Annotated in this window: 9 protein-coding genes and 3 pseudogenes; 11 read left to right on the top strand and 1 reads right to left on the bottom strand. The window is 36.5% G+C overall.

The genetic code is table 11. From position 1 onward, the window contains the following. Window positions 1–12: 12 nt before the first annotated feature. The 4 genes from NSS70_RS11345 (at window position 13) to NSS70_RS11330 (ending at window position 5,884) form a co-directional block, all read left to right on the top strand. On the top strand, window positions 13–2,799 hold the full coding sequence (locus tag NSS70_RS11345; RefSeq protein WP_339196382.1) for a DNA methyltransferase: 2,787 nt from the start codon (window positions 13–15) through the stop codon (window positions 2,797–2,799). A 111-nt stretch (window positions 2,800–2,910) separates the two neighbouring features. Next, a complete protein-coding gene (pglZ, locus tag NSS70_RS11340; protein WP_339196380.1) occupies window positions 2,911–4,863 on the top strand; it encodes a BREX-3 system phosphatase PglZ in 1,953 nt (650 codons plus the stop codon). A 3-nt stretch (window positions 4,864–4,866) separates the two neighbouring features. Beyond that, entirely contained in the window at window positions 4,867–5,580 is a 714-nt protein-coding gene (locus tag NSS70_RS11335; protein WP_339196377.1) for a hypothetical protein, read from the top strand. Window positions 5,581–5,620: 40 nt separating this feature from the next. Then, the gene (locus NSS70_RS11330) at window positions 5,621–5,884 is read left to right on the top strand and encodes a hypothetical protein (RefSeq protein WP_339196375.1); all 264 of its coding nucleotides are present in this window, start codon (window positions 5,621–5,623) and stop codon (window positions 5,882–5,884) included. 120 nt (window positions 5,885–6,004) lie between these two features. Here the strand turns inward: NSS70_RS11330 and NSS70_RS11325 are convergent, their stop codons facing one another. Next, window positions 6,005–7,120 carry an IS4 family transposase gene (locus tag NSS70_RS11325; protein ID WP_003352762.1) on the bottom strand — a complete coding sequence of 372 codons (1,116 nt, stop codon included), beginning with the start codon at window positions 7,118–7,120 and terminating at the stop codon, window positions 6,005–6,007. A 145-nt stretch (window positions 7,121–7,265) separates the two neighbouring features. Between NSS70_RS11325 and NSS70_RS11320 the strand changes: the two genes are divergently transcribed. From NSS70_RS11320 to NSS70_RS11295, 7 genes and pseudogenes are all read left to right on the top strand, one after another. After that, window positions 7,266–8,258, top strand: a complete 993-nt coding sequence (locus NSS70_RS11320; protein WP_340881595.1) for a DEAD/DEAH box helicase — start codon at window positions 7,266–7,268, stop codon at window positions 8,256–8,258. A gap of 11 nt (window positions 8,259–8,269) precedes the next feature. Next, window positions 8,270–10,231: a C-terminal helicase domain-containing protein gene (locus NSS70_RS11315; RefSeq protein ID WP_339196371.1), complete on the top strand. Its 1,962-nt coding sequence runs from the start codon at window positions 8,270–8,272 to the stop codon at window positions 10,229–10,231. Window positions 10,232–11,067: 836 nt separating this feature from the next. Further along, window positions 11,068–12,049 (top strand): annotated as a pseudogene (locus NSS70_RS11310) (IS481 family transposase); the annotation flags it as partial. Window positions 12,050–12,531: 482 nt separating this feature from the next. Continuing rightward, window positions 12,532–14,037, top strand: a complete 1,506-nt coding sequence (locus tag NSS70_RS11305) for a ParB N-terminal domain-containing protein (RefSeq protein ID WP_339196368.1) — start codon at window positions 12,532–12,534, stop codon at window positions 14,035–14,037. A 31-nt stretch (window positions 14,038–14,068) separates the two neighbouring features. After that, window positions 14,069–14,929: a DNA adenine methylase gene (locus NSS70_RS11300; RefSeq protein WP_339196365.1), complete on the top strand. Its 861-nt coding sequence runs from the start codon at window positions 14,069–14,071 to the stop codon at window positions 14,927–14,929. A 15-nt stretch (window positions 14,930–14,944) separates the two neighbouring features. Further along, a pseudogene (locus NSS70_RS20880) lies at window positions 14,945–15,144 on the top strand (hypothetical protein); the annotation flags it as partial. A 120-nt stretch (window positions 15,145–15,264) separates the two neighbouring features. Beyond that, window positions 15,265–16,540: pseudogene (locus NSS70_RS11295) on the top strand (IS110 family transposase). Window positions 16,541–16,962: the final 422 nt, after the last annotated feature.

Here is a 16,962-nt window from a genome sequence, read left to right as displayed (position 1 = left end):
GAGGAAACAACATTGGACGAAAAACAATTGTCTTTACTAGATGATGACCAAGTAGACAACGGGACCGTTGTCTGCTTAGGCATGACATTTAAAAATGATGAGGAACGAAGAGAATATTTCCGAAACGAATTACGTAAAAAACTACCCGAACTAAAGAAAATCGAAGGCTTTCCAATCGGTGATGATGAAGATATCATTGCGTTGTCTGACCCACCATACTATACAGCATGTCCGAATCCGTGGATTAACGATTTTATTGAAGAATGGGAGCGCGAGAAAAAAGAGAAGTATGGTAGAAATGAGAATGAGGAATATCATCGCGAACCGTTCGCGGCGGATGTGAGTGAGGGGAAGAATGACCCAATTTATAATGCACATAGCTACCACACTAAAGTTCCGTATAAAGCAATTATGAGATATATACTTCATTACACACAGCCGGGTGATATTGTTTTAGATGGTTTTTCTGGGACAGGAATGACTGGCGTTGCTGCAAATCTATGTGGACAAAAAAGCATTGTAGAGTCACTCGGATATAAATTAGTAGGTAACGAAATATTTGATGAAAATGATAATTATATATCAACTATAGGGAGTAGAAAGGCTGTATTGAATGATCTTTCCTCGGCTGCATCTTTTATTGCTTCGAATTATAATAATCCAGTTAACATTGAAAAGTTTAAAATCCAATTTTTAAAAATTGTTGAAGATGTTGAAAAAGAGTATGGATGGATGTATGAGACTGAACATAAAGAGAATGGTACTGTAAAAATCGGTAAGATTAATTATGTTATTTGGAGTGATGTTTTTAGTTGTCCTCACTGTGCTGGGGAAATTGTTTTTTTTGATGTTGCTGTTAATGAAGAAGGTAATAAAGTAAATGATAAATTTTCTTGTCCACATTGTCAGGCGGTACTTACAAAGAATAAATTACTCAGACTAAAAGTGCACTTTTACGATAACATACTAAAACGAACTGTAGAACAATCTAAGCAAGTTCCAGTTGCTATTTTTTATACTTTTAGAAATAAAAGATATACTAAAAGGTTTGATGAGAAAGATAGAATATTGCTAAATAAAATAGAAGAAATTCCTTTATCAAATTGGATTCCAATTAATGAGTTACCTGATGGTAAAAATACAAACCAACCTTTAGTAAGTCATGGTTTTAGTCATGTACATCATTTTTATACTAAAAGGAATTTAGTGATTTTATCTGAATTATATAAGCGTTTTAATGATTTAAATGATTTTAAAAATATAAGTAAGTTGGTATTTCAATCTGTTGTTAGCACATTAGTATCAAAATTAGTGAGATATAATCTGGGGAATAGAGGAAATGGACCTTTAAATGGAACACTTTATGTATCCTCTTTGAATGCAGAAACAAATATTTTTAATGTTTTAAAAGGAAAACTAAATGATTTTACCAAGGCACTAAAAGTAAACGAACATAATGTAATTACAACTCTTCAGTCCACGGATTCCGTCAAAATTAAAGATAATAGTATTGACTATATTTTTACTGATCCACCTTTTGGAGCTAACATCAACTATTCCGAACTTAATTTTATTTGGGAGTCATGGTTAAAAGTACAAACGAATAATTCAAGTGAGGCAATTGTCAATTCTGTTCAAAACAAAGGAATCCAAGAATACAAGTTATTGCTAGAGAAATGCTTCAAAAACTACTACAGAGTGTTAAAGCCGGGACGTTGGATGACGGTAGAATTTAGCAATTCACATGCAAGTATTTGGAATGCGATTCAGGAAGCTATTTTGAAGGCGGGCTTCGTAATTGCAAATGTCTCTGTCCTAGATAAAAAGCAAGGCAGTTTCAAAGCAGTAACAACAACAACAGCTGTTAAACAAGACTTAGTTATTTCCGCTTATAAACCTAAACAAGAAAATATTGAGAAGATGCGACGGGAACAAAATACTGAAGAATCCGCTTGGACGTTTGTTCGTCAGCACCTTGAACAGCTGCCAGTGTTTATTGGTCATAAAGGCGAAGCGCAAATTATTGCGGAGCGGACACCACGTATCTTGTTTGACCGAATGGTTGCATATCATGTTCAAAATGGTTTGCCTGTACCGATTTCTTCTGCAGAGTTCCAAGCTGGAGTTGCGCAACGTTTCCCGATGCGTGATGGCATGGCGTTTTTAGAAAGCCAAGTAGCGGAGTACGATAAGAAACGTACGTTAGTGAAAGAATTTGCGCAAATGAGCTTGTTCGTGACAGACGAAACAAGCGCCATCGAATGGTTGCGTCAGCAGTTATTAAAGAAACCGCAGACGCGGCAAGATATTCATCCAAACTTTATGAAAGAAATTCAGCATATTGCGAAACATGAGAAGTTGCCTGAGTTGGATGACTTATTGCAGCAAAACTTCTTGAAATATGAAGGGGACGGTCCTGTACCAGACCAAATTGCAAGCTATCTCCGCCGAAATTATAAAGATTTACGCGGTTTAGAGAACGATGATCCACAATTACAAGAAAAAGCAATGAATCGTTGGTACGTACCAGATCCAAACAAACAAGCCGATTTAGAGAAACTTCGTGAAAAAGCGTTGTTGCGTGAATTTGAAGGTTACTTAGAAGAATTAGAAAAAAGCAAGAAAAAGCTCAAACAATTCCGTACAGAAGCGATTCGTGCTGGATTTAAGAAAGCATGGAGCGACAAAGATTATGAAAAGATTGTCAAAGTCGGCGAACGTCTACCTGAGAGTGTCATTCAAGAGGACGACAAGCTGTTAATGTATTACGACAACGCACAAATTCGTTTAGGTTTGTAAACCAATTGAAAGCCTGATTTTTTATCAAAAAATCAGGCTTTCAATATTTAACATTGTTATAATGTAATCATAATGGTATATGCGGTGAAAAAATCTTTTTAAGGTGAGACCATGAAAACTTGGCGCGATGAAATTGTCCAAAAGTTTGTCAATCAGCCTTATTCGTTATTGTTAGTCAATGATCCGGATTTTTTATTGAATGATGAAGAAATTCTTCAACGGTTAAGAGAGAATGGATATGAGGTCATTCATTTTAATGATAGCATCTTTATTCGTTACCTGTATGAGTCTCAATTTAGAGAGAAAGTCGAGCAAAATCAATTAAAATTGCTTTTCTTTAGTAATGATGAAAATTACACTTATTTTCCATATGATTTTTTGCAACATGGATACCATATTGAATTAAAGATTAGCGAGTTATTTCCAAAGTTTTCGCCAGGAATTGTTAAACAGCTAGACAAAGAAGATTTCGATGTCTTGTATACTGCACACAAACAGTATCAGGGTTCTTCTTCTGATAAGGAAACGTTGGAATACATCGTTAAACATGTTTATAAAATTGTTCATGAGCTAATTGATAGCGAAGTTGAGTTATATAAATTACTTCTTTCGATTCATTATGCTAAGAAACAATTACCGTCGATTGTACAGCAGTTTTTAATCGAAAAGTTATCAGGCAAAAACGTATTTGAAGGAATACCTATAAAACGTTTGCTTACATCTTCTAGTTATTTTTTTCAATATATAGAGAAGCAATGGACTACATTTGTTCATCAATTACTGGATTTACAAGAGGGAAGTGTATTAGAAGAAACTCCTTTGTATTTAGCTCATCCATTTTCTAGTCCAGATGTTAGAAGGCTGATGAACGATTTATTTGCAAAAGGTTATATTAGAAAAGTAAAAACGAACGTATCATATTCTTTTCCAACTTGGATGAAATACGGTGTAGAAGTGGATGAGGATGGTTCATTGCAGGAAAAAATTCGTCATCTTCATGAAAAAATCATGGAGCAAATCACTTCTGCATCTCGCTATAAAGATTGGATTAACATAATGGAACTGATGGCTGAATACAAGTGTACAGTTTTAGATACAAACAAACAAGAATATGAGAGGGAAGTAAGCGCTCTTTTCCATAAAGTAAACGAAATGTTCGAAAAATGGATGATGGAAGGCTACCGTTCATTAACAAGCTTGCCACCGGTTCCTAAACCGAAAATGGTTCATCATATTGTACAATTTCTTGCATCGAAGCGGGGACAAAATGAAAAAATCGCTTTGCTAGTATTGGACGGGATGAGCTATGTTCAATGGAAAAAAATCAAGTATTATTTAACCAATAAAGGTTTTTCTTTTGAAGAAAATGGTGTGTTTGCTTGGGTTCCAACATTAACATCGGTTTCTCGTCAAGCCATTTTCGCTGGTAATTTTCCATCTGCATTTTCACAAAGTATTGGCACAACCGCAACAGAAGAGAACTATTGGAAAACATTTTGGGAAAATAGCGGACTATTAAAACAATATGTTTCATATCAAAAAGGATTAGGAAAAGAAGCTTATAAAAAGGAAGGAATTGCAGCCTTTAAACGTCCGAACGTTAAAGTATATGGCGCTGTTATTGACATCATCGACCAATTTATCCATGGAGCCGTACAAGGTGAAAAAAGTCTAATGTCGGAATTACAATTATGGTTAAATACAGACTATTTAGCACGATTATTAACTGATTTGCACCGTGAAAAATTCACTATTTACATTACATCTGACCATGGAAATACGGAAAGTGTTGGTATTGGCAGAATTTCTGAAGGTGTATTAGCAGAACAAAAAGGAGAACGGGTCCGAATTTATACAGATACTAATTTGTTTAAAGATGCAGCGAAAAAAATAGGTGGTATTCCTTGGACTGGTGTAGGATTACCGGAAAACTATCATGCTTTATTAGCTCAATATGGACAAGCATTTGTCAATAAAAATGAGCGAATTGTTAGCCACGGTAGTATTAGTATTGAGGAAGTCATCGTTCCTTTTGTGAAAGTGATTCCGTCTTTAGGAGGATAACGAATGGTTAAACCAGTAGGCTTTGATCAGAAAATAATGTTACATCATTTAGATTTTACTGCGAATGAAGCAAGGAAATTATCAAGAAAGGAAATGTATGAAGTTTTAGATTATTTTTTACGGAGTGATATTCTCGGGGCGAAATCTAGAAAGAACGCCATCACGATGTTAATGAAAATTTGGTATTTAGTAGACGAGGAGATTATTCCATTACGAGACAAAGCACTTGAAATGTTTCCTCATTTGACAAAAGAAGAGCGATTACTTGTTCATTGGGGAATGACGATTCTTGCTTATCCATTTTTTAAAGACTTGGTACAGGAACTAGGAAAGCTGTTTCGTTTGCAAGATGAAGTTCCAAGCGCAGTAGTCGGAAGAAAAATGAAGGAATTGTACGGGGATCGTAGACGCGTAGAAGTGGCAACAAGTGCCGTATTAACAAGTATAAAAACGTGGGGAATAGTCGATCTGTTAAAAAGCCGTTCATATAAGCTACGCCCAAAAATGTCTGTAACATCAACGGATCTTAATCAATTTATTACAGAAGTGATTTTACGAGCAACGAATGTTACAGCCATGCCTATTGACTTACTTCATAATCATGCTTTATTCTTTCCATTTTCATTTGACATAAGTGCGACAGAGTTACGAAATAATCATCAGTTTCGTATAAATAGACAAGGAGTCGATATGGTGACAGTCGAACTGTCTTTGTGATCATGATTAGGTTCCTATTGTTTTCAGTGGAGGTTGTATTATGTTTAACATTGGTGAAATCGTACATGGGCCACATTTCCCGGAAAGTGTTGAAATTAAGCGTTGTGAATTATTTGGTGAGTTCTACATTATCGAAGCCATTGGGCGAGAAACAAATCAATTTTATGAGCTTATGCTGGAGAAAGAGAAATTAACAGAATTAAAAAGTTTAAAGGAAAATAAAAACGAAAGTAATATTCAAGCGATTGACATTCAGCGATATTTTCAATATTTAATGTCATTAGCATTGCATAAATATAGTTAGAATTTTCTGTTAATTAATTTTTGTGAATTTGTGCCAAAAAGACAAAACCTAAAGAAAGGTGGCACTGCCCATTTGGTAAATATATACAGTTAAACCAGAGCGACAACGACAAAAGGGAGATTATGGACTGGCTCGCCCATCAAATTTTCGCAACCAAACATAAGCTGGTTTCCACAGAGCTCTCTTTAACCAACGAGTAATTCGAAGTAGGGATTTCTTACTTTTCATCTCCAATTGAATGAGAACATGTAAGCAATACGTGATCAGGGCTAAGAAAATTTGATTTTGAATAGCTGTTTCACTCATTCCATAAAAGTGCTTAATTTCTACGTGTTGCTTGAGCCATTTGAAAAAGAGTTCAATAGCCCAGCGAGATCGGTAAATATCACTTATCTCTTCTGGTTTTAAATCAAATCGGTTGGTGATGAAACGAAGTAAGTTCCCTTTTGTGTCCATAACTTCTAGTAGACGAAAGACATTTTCAGTACGATTTTGTGTGGTACCAATGTAGACCATTTTATCGGATAGAACGTGACAATCATCAGGAAGTGAAAATGTATAGACTTCACGAATGACTGCGTTTTTCTTCAGTCTTGAAACGAAGAAATAGCCATCATCTGTCATCCGATCAAAACGTTCATAGTCCACATAACCGCGGTCAAACACATACATGGCTTCTTGATCATCCACTAGGACTTCGAGTTGATTTCGGTCATGTTCTTTTGCTGTCGTAATCACTGCTTTTTCAGGATAGACGGTGTCTTTATCCATGAAAACGAGCCGTAAGTGTAGCTTTACACCAGCTTTTGTTTTCCGGAATTTTGCCCATTTATAATGGGTCAAATTCAACGGGAGTGTACTTGAATCAATGATTTTCAGTGGCATATTCTTTCCGTTTTTATAATGGTACCGTTGAATTTTCCAAACAAGATCCAAGAACAAATTTGCAAGAATTAGTGGGTGGATCTGATTGTTTTTTCGGGATAGCTGAGAGGCACTTATCGATTCAAATCCGAGTGCTTTTTGAAGATCTTCGTCTACAAGTGCATCACTCATTTCCTCTAAGCTCTTAAATTCGAGCAGCTGGGCTACCAATAAAAGTTTAATATAGGCTTCTGTTGTCAGCTTTTTTGTGTAATAGTCCTGTTTCAATTCTTTGACTTGTTCGCTAAGTTTTTGAATATTTATGGGTGAAACCCATTTACCAAATGATGAAATTAGTGTATTCTTGTCCATAACTCTTATCCTTTACGATTGGATTTGGACAGGAACCACCTGTACTTCCATTGTAAAGGATTTTTTTGTTTCGAAATCAATAAAAAATTGAACATTCTTAGTATTTTGAATCATCAGATTTAATTACTGCAATGCTAGTGATTTAATGTTACACAATGAGGTTAAGTACTCGCGAACAAGAGCATTAGGGAATAAAAAATTATTACCATTACCGCACCAAATTGAAGCAGTTTATGGCAGAATGCTTCAAGTTCCACAAATTCGTTTTTTACTTGCTGATGATCCAGGTGCTGGTAAAACGATTATGTCCGGTATGCTAATCAAAGAATTAAAAGCTAGATATAGTGTGGAACGTATTCTAATTTTAGTTCCTCCTTTAGTAGTGAGACAATGGCAAGAAGAATTATTAGAGAAGTTTAACGAACACTTTCATATTATTAATCGAAATGTGTTAAAGGAATACGGTGGAAAAAATCCGTTTGTTGCCAACGATTTATGCTTAGCTTCTATGTATTGGGCTGCGCGGGAAGATATTAAACTATTAATTCAAGAAGCAGAGTTTGATTTAATTATCGTTGACGAAGCGCATAAAATGGCAGCGTATACACACGGAACGATAAAAAAGCGCACTTCAAGGACAAAGCTGTATCAATTAGGCGAGTCGATATTACGTAAGGCACCGCATTGTTTGTTGCTGACTGCTACTCCGCATAAAGGTGATATGGAGAATTTTCGCCATTTGATGAAATTAATCGATGAAGATATTTTTTCGAATATAAGCGGGAATGAAAGTTTACGCGAAAAAACGAATCCATTCATGATCCGTCGTTTGAAAGAAAGTATGAAAAACTTTGACGGAACACCTCTATTTCCCAAACGAACGACGAAAACAATTAAATATACTTTGACAGACGAAGAGCTAGCTTTATATGATGCGGTAACGCAATATGTAAGAGAGCATTTTAACCGAGCGATAAGTAATGGAAGTAATAGTACTGCATTTGCTATGATGCTCTTGCAACGTCGTCTAAGTTCGTCTTTGGAAGCGATTCATTTATCCCTTAGACGAAGATATAAACGTTTAGTTCAGTTATACAAACAAACAGAGCAGGAAGGCAAAAGTATATTAAAAAATTAGGACATATTGAGTTGGAGAATTATTTAGAAGAGGCGAGCGAGCAACAAGAATTGATTGAGAAACAGTTGGAACAAGCTGTAGATTCCATTGATACGATCGAATTAAAAAAGGAAATTATGGTTTTAAAGAAATTAATCGAACAAGCGGAAAACCTTAAGTTATACGCGGTAGAGAAAAAGTATCAAGAATTAGAGAAAACGCTGTTTGGAACAAATGGACTGCTTCAGCAAAATGAGAAGGTTCTCATTTTTACGGACTCTACAGATACATTGAATTATTTAGAAAGAAAGCTTCTTGAGCATGTACCAAAAATCGCGAAAATTGTTGGTAATTTTTCAATGGATGAGCGTAGAAGACAAGTTGAGCTTTTTCGAAACGAGTGTCAAATTATGCTTGCAACTGATGCAGGTGGAGAATCGATAAATCTCCAGTTTTGTAATCAAATGATTAACTATGATATCCCTTGGAATCCAAATAAATTAGAACAGCGAATGGGGCGCATTCATCGTATCGGGCAGAAGAACGAAGTGTTTGTATTTAACTTAGTTGCGCAAAATACTCGTGAAGGTAGTGTCATGATTCGTCTGCTTGAAAAAATGGAGCAGATGAAAGAAGACTTAGGATCTGATTTAGTTTATGATTTTATTGGCGAAGTTTTAGAAGATAAGTTTGATAGTTTAGCCGACTTAATGCAGGAAGCAATTTTAAACAGGGAACGTCTGGATGATGTTATTGCCAATATGAAAAAAACATTGTCGGAAGAGCATCAAAAGTTATTGAAGCTCATGCAAGAAGAAAGAATGGTTGAAGATCCGCTCGATTTATCGATTTTAAAACGTGAACAAAATGATTTAACAGTAAAACGCATTCCAATTCGGGCATATACAGATTTAGCAACGTACATATTAGAAAAGAAAAAAGTCCGAGTCTATGATACAAACGATGGCAAAGTAAAACGTATTGAACGTTTACCAAAATTTATTCGAGACAGCCTGCCTGAATTAGCTCGTTATCAAGGGGAAAGTTACCGTTTTACGGGTATACGTGAATATGAATCTGAAGAAGTGGCGTTATTAAATAGTGATCATCCAATTTTTAAATTAAGCATGGACTTAATGAAAAAAGAAAATGAAAAACGTTCTTGGGGGAGATTTTTAGTAACTTATGATGTTCCTGAACCATTGATGGTTGAGGTATACAATATTAGCATTGTAGATGGAACGGGAAAAGAGCTTGAAAACCATTTTATTCATCTAGCCAAACGTGAAAATGGCGAAATCATTGCACTAGATCCATACTGGTTATTTGCTGGTCATTTTTACGAAAACGTTATTGAATTAAGTGATCATGCATCAAACGAATGTATAGGACATGTTCTAAAGCACTCATCTTTAATTAGAGATCAAGTTCAAGCCAAACGTCAAAAACAATTAGATAAGCTTCTAGCGTTCTTAGAGAAATCTTTTAATGAACAATACCGTAACACGCTAGAAAAGCTAGAAAAATATCAACAAGAAAACATAGACAATCGCAATAGCGCTCTTATTAACCTAATGAACGCTCATTTAATTGACTTAGATATGAAGAAAGAAGAACGTTTGAACGTCATTCGTCGCCAAAAGAATATTAGCATGAAGCCACCAAAGAAAATTCTTTCTTTACAACTTGCCTCTACAGGGCGCAGTAAGCGAGTCATGTCTATTTACTATAAGGATGTAGTGGAAAAATACGAAAAAGCAAACGGACGGATAAACATAAAAATGTTTAATTGCCTAGCATTAGTCGACTTTTACAGCGAACGCTTTAACGGCGAAGAACGATATATCATCCTGACAAACGATCCAAACTATATGCCATCTGAAGAACATCTTGAAGATTTAGCAGATATTTTGAACAAAGTGTATATTTATGTCGTTCAAGACGGCGAGATTATTGAAGAGAGAGCGATGGAGAAGGAAATATTTGTGTTTTAAAAAGTGGTAAAAGGGGGATCGCTGAAATCCATTTCTAACCTATGTGGTAGGGATGGGTTTTTTAAAGTGTACACTATAACATGTAAAAAGACGTGCTAACTAATATCAGTTTTAGCTCGTCTTTTATTGTTAGGCTACCATAAGTGTTTATTGCAAAATAAAATAACAGAGTTCTACATTTTTTTGATACAGATCATTTTATTTTTATTTTGCAATAAACAGTAGGTAAGATACTCTTTTCTCTGGAATGAGTTATAACCAAGTCAGAGAATACCCTACCTTTTTCTTTTGATCTAGCAGAATGCTTTACACAAACTTTTATACATCATCGGCTTATGTATTTTGTTTTAATGACAAAATGTAAATTACCACTTTATTTCCATCAAAGGGGAAAACAAAACGACTTCTTGAGCGTTGTCCTCATTGCCAGGCAAAACGACTTCTTTATCGCCATGGTACTACGAACGAAATGCCGTGACGCCGCATCAGTCTTATCGCATTTGGATCGCTCGGTATCGCTGCCCGAAGGTTGGGGGACGGTGACTGTGTTGCCAAATTGGCCCTGCCATCGTCCAAGCGATAGAACGAGCCTTATGGTGGTTCAGGCCATCGAGAAGCTTGGCCTTTTTTCCGTCATCCAAGAAATATGGGAGCACCGATCGACACATCTTTTTGTACGTACATTCAGTTCCTAATTTTACTTACATCCCCTTACATGGAATCATTTATAGATTACACAAACCTTTCATCTCGACGGTCGGGGGAATGATCCGATAGGATAGAGACAGGACGGACCAATCAGTCCTAGAATGGGATGAATGAAGGAGGAGATCTAAATGGATGAGTCGATAAGACATGAGATCGCTTTATTTCGGTATGGATTGATCGCTCCATTGGTGAATACGTACCTGAAAGAAGTGGCGGAACGGATCCATCCAGTTCCCCACCATGGAGAGAACGCATCGCTGCCAAAACGATTCTCGACTGGTGCACGCAGTACAAAAAAGGGGGCTTTGAGGCACTGAAGCCGAAACGACGGTCAGACCGTGGCCATTCCCGAAGGCTGTCACCTGAAGACGAGGATCATATTTTAACCCTAAGAAAAAAACATCCCCACATGCCCGTGACGGCGTTTTACCAACACCTTATTGAGCAGGGGGAAATCGAAAAACAACTCGTATCTTACTTTACTATATATCGGTTGTGCAAAAAATACAACCTCGTGGGGAAAGAAATTTTACCAATTCCTGAACGAAAACGATTCGTGTACGATCAGGTCAATGAGCTCTGGCAAGGGGACTTATCCTATGACCCGTTGATTTGCGTGAATGGCAAAACGCAAAAAACATTTTTGATTGCCTACATCGATGACTGCTCGCGGGTCGTGCCGTACACTCAGTTTTTCTCTTCCGAGAAATTTGACGGGTTGCGGATCGTGACCAAAGAGCGCTGCTTCGGTACGGGAAGTTGAAACGAATTTATTCGGACAACGGAAAAATTTATCGGGCGGAACCCTTGCAGTACGCCTGCGCGGAGTTAGGGATCACCTTGATCCATACCAAGCCGTACGACCCGCAAAGCAAAGGAAAAATCGAACGATTTTTCCGCACTGTACAGACGCGGTTTTATCCGTTGCTCAAGATGAATCCACCGAAGTTGCTCGAAGAGCTAAACGAGCGATTTTGGAAGTGGTTGGAGAAAGATTACCAACGAAAACCGCATACCTCGTTGGACGGGAAGACGCCACATGAGGTGTTTCAATCGCAAGTGCATTTGGTGTCGTTCGTCGAGGATTCCGATTGGTTCGACGCGATCTTTAACCTCGCCACTACTTGCCTGTTATACGGCGCTCAATGGAAAAAAGATATGATTGACGAAGATATCGTTCGTATGGCAGCCGAAGAAATGGGGTACTAACACAGCAGGGGCCGATCGGCCTCTGCTGTGTTCCATCCCACTCTATCCTCATTCTAGTTGATCATCCGAAATAATGTGCAAACGTTCGGATATAATCTGCAAAATAATTCGCAAAGATTTTGCACATTATTTCCGAATCCGTCCGAAATAATTTGAAAAAGGGATTCTGAAATAATGTGTTAATTTTCAGACAAAAATCGACAATATTTTTTGCGAAAATTCGATATCATTTTAACTGTTCTATGAATAGGTTATCCCCACTTTATTATCAACGACGTTAAGTAACGCCAATATAATATGGGGTTTACTGCTAATTATTCGTTATTTTGATTTTTTATACTATATTTTTATAACACTATCAAAATTTTTAGGAGGTAGGATTAATGGCCGAAATAAAAAGCATAAAGATAAACGATTTGCTAGTAAATAGTGAAAATCCGCGTTTTGAATCAGTAAATTCTCAAACTGAAGCTATAAAGCGGTTAGTTCTAGAACAAAATGACAAATTATATAGGTTGGCTAAAAGTATCGTGGAAAAAGGATTAAATCCAAGTGAATTACCTATAGTAATAGAGGACTTTCAACAAGATGGAATGTATAGGGTTTTAGAAGGGAATCGTAGAATAACAGCAATTAAAATTTTAAATAACCCAGATTTAATTGATTTTTCTGAATTTCAAAAAATGAGGTATAAAAAACTGAGGAAAGACTTTGATGAGAAAAAGTTTGAAGAAATTCGATGCGTGGTTGTAGAAAATGAAAGTGAGGCCAATCATTGGATTAAATTAAGACATACTGGAGAAAATAATGGGGTAGGTATAGTCTCTTGGGATCGAACTCAACAAAAACGTTTTGAAAGAAACTTAGGTCTAAAATCTCCTGAAGATCAAATTTTAGAATTTATTAAGAAAGCAAATTTAGTACACAAAGAAAAATTAAAAAAAGTAAAAATAACCAATATACATCGTTTAATAGGAGATCCAGATGTAAGAGAAGCGCTTGGTTTAGTACTTGAAAACAAAGTACTATACACCAATTTGCCTAAAGAAGAAGTTGGAAAGGGGATTAAAAAAATATTCGAAGATATTTTATCGGAAACAATTAAAGTTACTGATATTTATTATAAAGATGATAGAATCAGGTATATAAAAGGACTTGATGTTTCCTGTCTCCCAGATAAATCGAAATCACGTGAGAATTATGTAGAGTTATTGAGTCTTGTAAATAACGATATTAGCGAAAGTATTCAGATAATTAATGATGAAAATAATACGGAACACGAGATTAATAATAACCAAAAAGAACTCTCCGAAGATAGAATAGTATCTGTTCCAAATAAAGATAGTAAGAACCAAAATGAAGAGCAAAAAATGAAGGTATATGAAAAATATAATGAAAGTAAAGTAGTTATTGAAGAAATTGAAGAAACGGTCTCATCTGCAAAGAAAAGTAAACATCTTTCAATAACGAGAAAAAAGCTTATTCCTAGCAATTTTATCATTCATATTGAAAACATTAGAATAAATTATATTTATAGAGAACTTAAAGAAATTAATGTTGATGATTTTCCTAATGCTGTAGCAGTATTATTAAGGGTTTTTATAGAGTTAAGTGTAGAGCATTATATGAAAAAAAATAGAATTGAAATTTTTCCTAACGATTCTTTGGGGAATAAAGTTAAAAAAGTTACTCAACATTTGGAACAAAATAATAAATTAGATAAAAATCAACTTAAACCTGTTCGTACTGCTGTTTCTAATCCAAATCACTTTTTCTCAATAAATACATTACATTCTTATGTACATAATGAGGTAATGGTACCTTCATCAAAAGACTTGAAATTAATATGGGATACTATACAAAATTTTGTTGAATCGCTATGGAATTAGACTAATAAATAAAAAGTAAGCGGTGATAATTATGGGGCGATATTCTCCTTTACGTTATCCAGGGGGAAAAAGAAAACTTTCAAACTATGTGAAATTAATTTTAAAAGAAAATGAACTTCTAGATGGGACATATGTAGAACCTTTCGCTGGGGGAGCCGGTATAGCTCTTTCACTACTTATAGATGGTTATGTAACTAAGGTGGTGATTAATGATATAAATAAATCTATATTTGCTTTTTGGTATTCAGTTTTAAATAAAACGGATGAACTTTGTAAATTGATATGCGATACCCCAGTAACAGTTGAACAGTGGAAGAAACAAAAAAATGTTCAAAAAAATGCTATGAACTGCTCTCTTTTAGAATTAGGTTTTTCAACATTTTTTTTAAATAGGACAAATAGATCTGGAATTTTGAGTGGAGGAGTAATAGGAGGATTAAATCAGAATGGCAAATATAAAATCGATGCAAGATTTAATAAAAAAAATTTAATCTCTAGGATAGAGAAAATCGCCAGATATAAAAATCGAATACTTTTATTGAATTTAGATGCGTCAGAATTAATAACTGATGTATTACCAGGATTACCTCAAAAAACTTTAGTTTATTTGGACCCGCCTTATTATCATAAGGGTAGAGACTTGTATGAAAATCATTATAGCCATGAAGATCATGAATTTTTGGCAAAATTAATTAGAACGAAAATTACACAATACTGGCTTTTAACATATGATAATACCCCTCAAATAAAAGAAATGTATAAAGGTTTACGTCAAAAAAACTTTTCTCTAAACTATTCGTTAGCAAATAAATATATGGGTTCTGAAATAATGTTTTTCTGTAATCAGTTATTAATACCAGAGGTAGAAAACCCTATAAAAGTCTCTCTGTAATATAAAAAATAATATCAAAAAATGCCGCGCATTGATAAAATTCGAATTTTAAGCCGAAAAGGACAAGTGTCAAGGGACAGAGTGAAAGGTGTTAATGCACAAACGGTGAGCGAATGCGTCGAAGACTATTTAACTGTTCATCACACTTTACCAGATTTAATTACCGAATTGCAAATCGTACGAATTTAACACGAAAAACAATTGTAAAGCATTTAATGAGGAGCGTTCCTGTTAGAAGCTTTTTCGGGGACTTGCATAAAAAGAGCCCTCTTGGTTTGATGCGGGGTGTCAATTCTCGAAAATGCCCCCCTAATTTAGAATCAAGGAGGACTCCCATGAATTGTACTCAAAATCACAAAATTAATCAAGTCACCGAAAAAACGCTGGTAGTCGGCATGGATATCGCAAAACGCAAACATTACGTCTTCTTTGTCGATGATCGCGGTCGAATCCTGCAAAAGGCTTTCCCGATTGCACAATCTAACCAAGGGTTTGAAGGGTTTGCCAGCGCATCCTGTCAGCTATGAAAGAATTCGGCAAAACAGAAGTCATCAACGGAATTGAGACAACCGGACATTATTGGCTCAATCTGGCCTATTTCCTGGACGAAAGGGAGATCTCTCTTGTCATGACGAATCCGATGCATGTCAAGCGATCCAAAGAGTTGGATGACAACTTGCCAACCAAGCATGATGCCAAAGATGCCTTGGTGATCGCACGCCTTGTGAAGGATGGGAGGTTCAGTTATCCACGCATCCTTAAAGGGATGGAGGTCGATCTGCGTGTCGGAACTAGCCTGAGGTCTAAGCTGGTTGAGGAATTAGGTTCCGTAAGCAACCAGCTGATACATTGGACGGACCGATATTTCCCGGAGTTTGGGCAGGTATTTCCGTCATTCGGCAAAATGGCACTCACTGCTTTGGAACATACCCCTTTTCCAAGTGGTCTCGCAGGGAAAGAGCCCGATGAGGTATTGGAGCTTTACCGGAAAAGTGAAGGGTTCAAAGCTCCACAAAGGCCAAAGGCAGCTAGGCTAATTGAACTCGCAGGCACCTCGATTGGCGTCACAGAGGGGCGCAGATGGCCCGTATAGAAGTAGCCACACTTGTCCGCCGATACCGCCAGCTCGAAGAATATTGGAGTCAACTCACTCGGCAGCTTTCTGAACTTGTCCGGGAATCTGTCGAGTATCAATGGCTGAAAACTGTTCCAGGCCTGGGTGATGCCACCATTGTCGAATTACTGTCGGAACTCGGCAGCTTTTTTCACTATCAGGATCCACGCCAACTAGTAAAACTAGCGGGACTGACCTTACGGGAAAACTCCTCCGACCAGCATAAAGGCCAAAAACGGATATCCAAACGAGGAAGAAGGCGATTACGCACCCTCCTCTTCCGGGTTATTTTGCCCATGATCCGTCACAATGAAGAGTTTCGACTGTTGCACGAGTATTACAAGAACAGACCAAACAATCCATTGTGTAAGAAGCAATCCATCATGGTGTTATGCTGAAAATTACTGAAGGTACTGCACGCAATCAGTACAAAGCATGTGGCATTTGACGCAAAGCGAATGATACAGGACATTCCCAAGCTCGAAAAGGCTGCCTGACACCCATATACTTTACACGGACTAGACAACAGGATGACACGGAGAAGCCAACAGAATCTATTCCATTCGACCTTGAGTTCCCTGAGGAGCTTAGCCAGCCTCTGCCTTATGACTAGACCTAACGAAGAAATGTGGGCACCTAGATGCCAAGAGACATGGGAGGGTACGTCATCATAAGCGATGCAGAGATCCACAGTGCATCGTATATCGTATACAGACCTATCGCTACATCCATATTTAACCAGTAGTGACCGCGGAGCGTACCCATTAACTGTAAGAGAATCGCATATTTATAAAATTATGTTAGTGATCGTGTCGAAAAATATTTTTTGACACAACTAAAACGGGTCAAACCGTTGATAAATCAATATTTATAGAGGGAATATTCCTGTTTAGAAAATTTTTGGAGGAGAACTTGAATA

It is taken from the genome of Aeribacillus sp. FSL K6-2848 (genome assembly GCF_038004325.1).
Classification (GTDB): domain Bacteria; phylum Bacillota; class Bacilli; order Bacillales; family Aeribacillaceae; genus Aeribacillus; species Aeribacillus composti.
The sequence above is the reverse complement of the archived record's forward strand: the minus strand, read 5'-3'. Positions and strand labels throughout refer to the sequence as shown.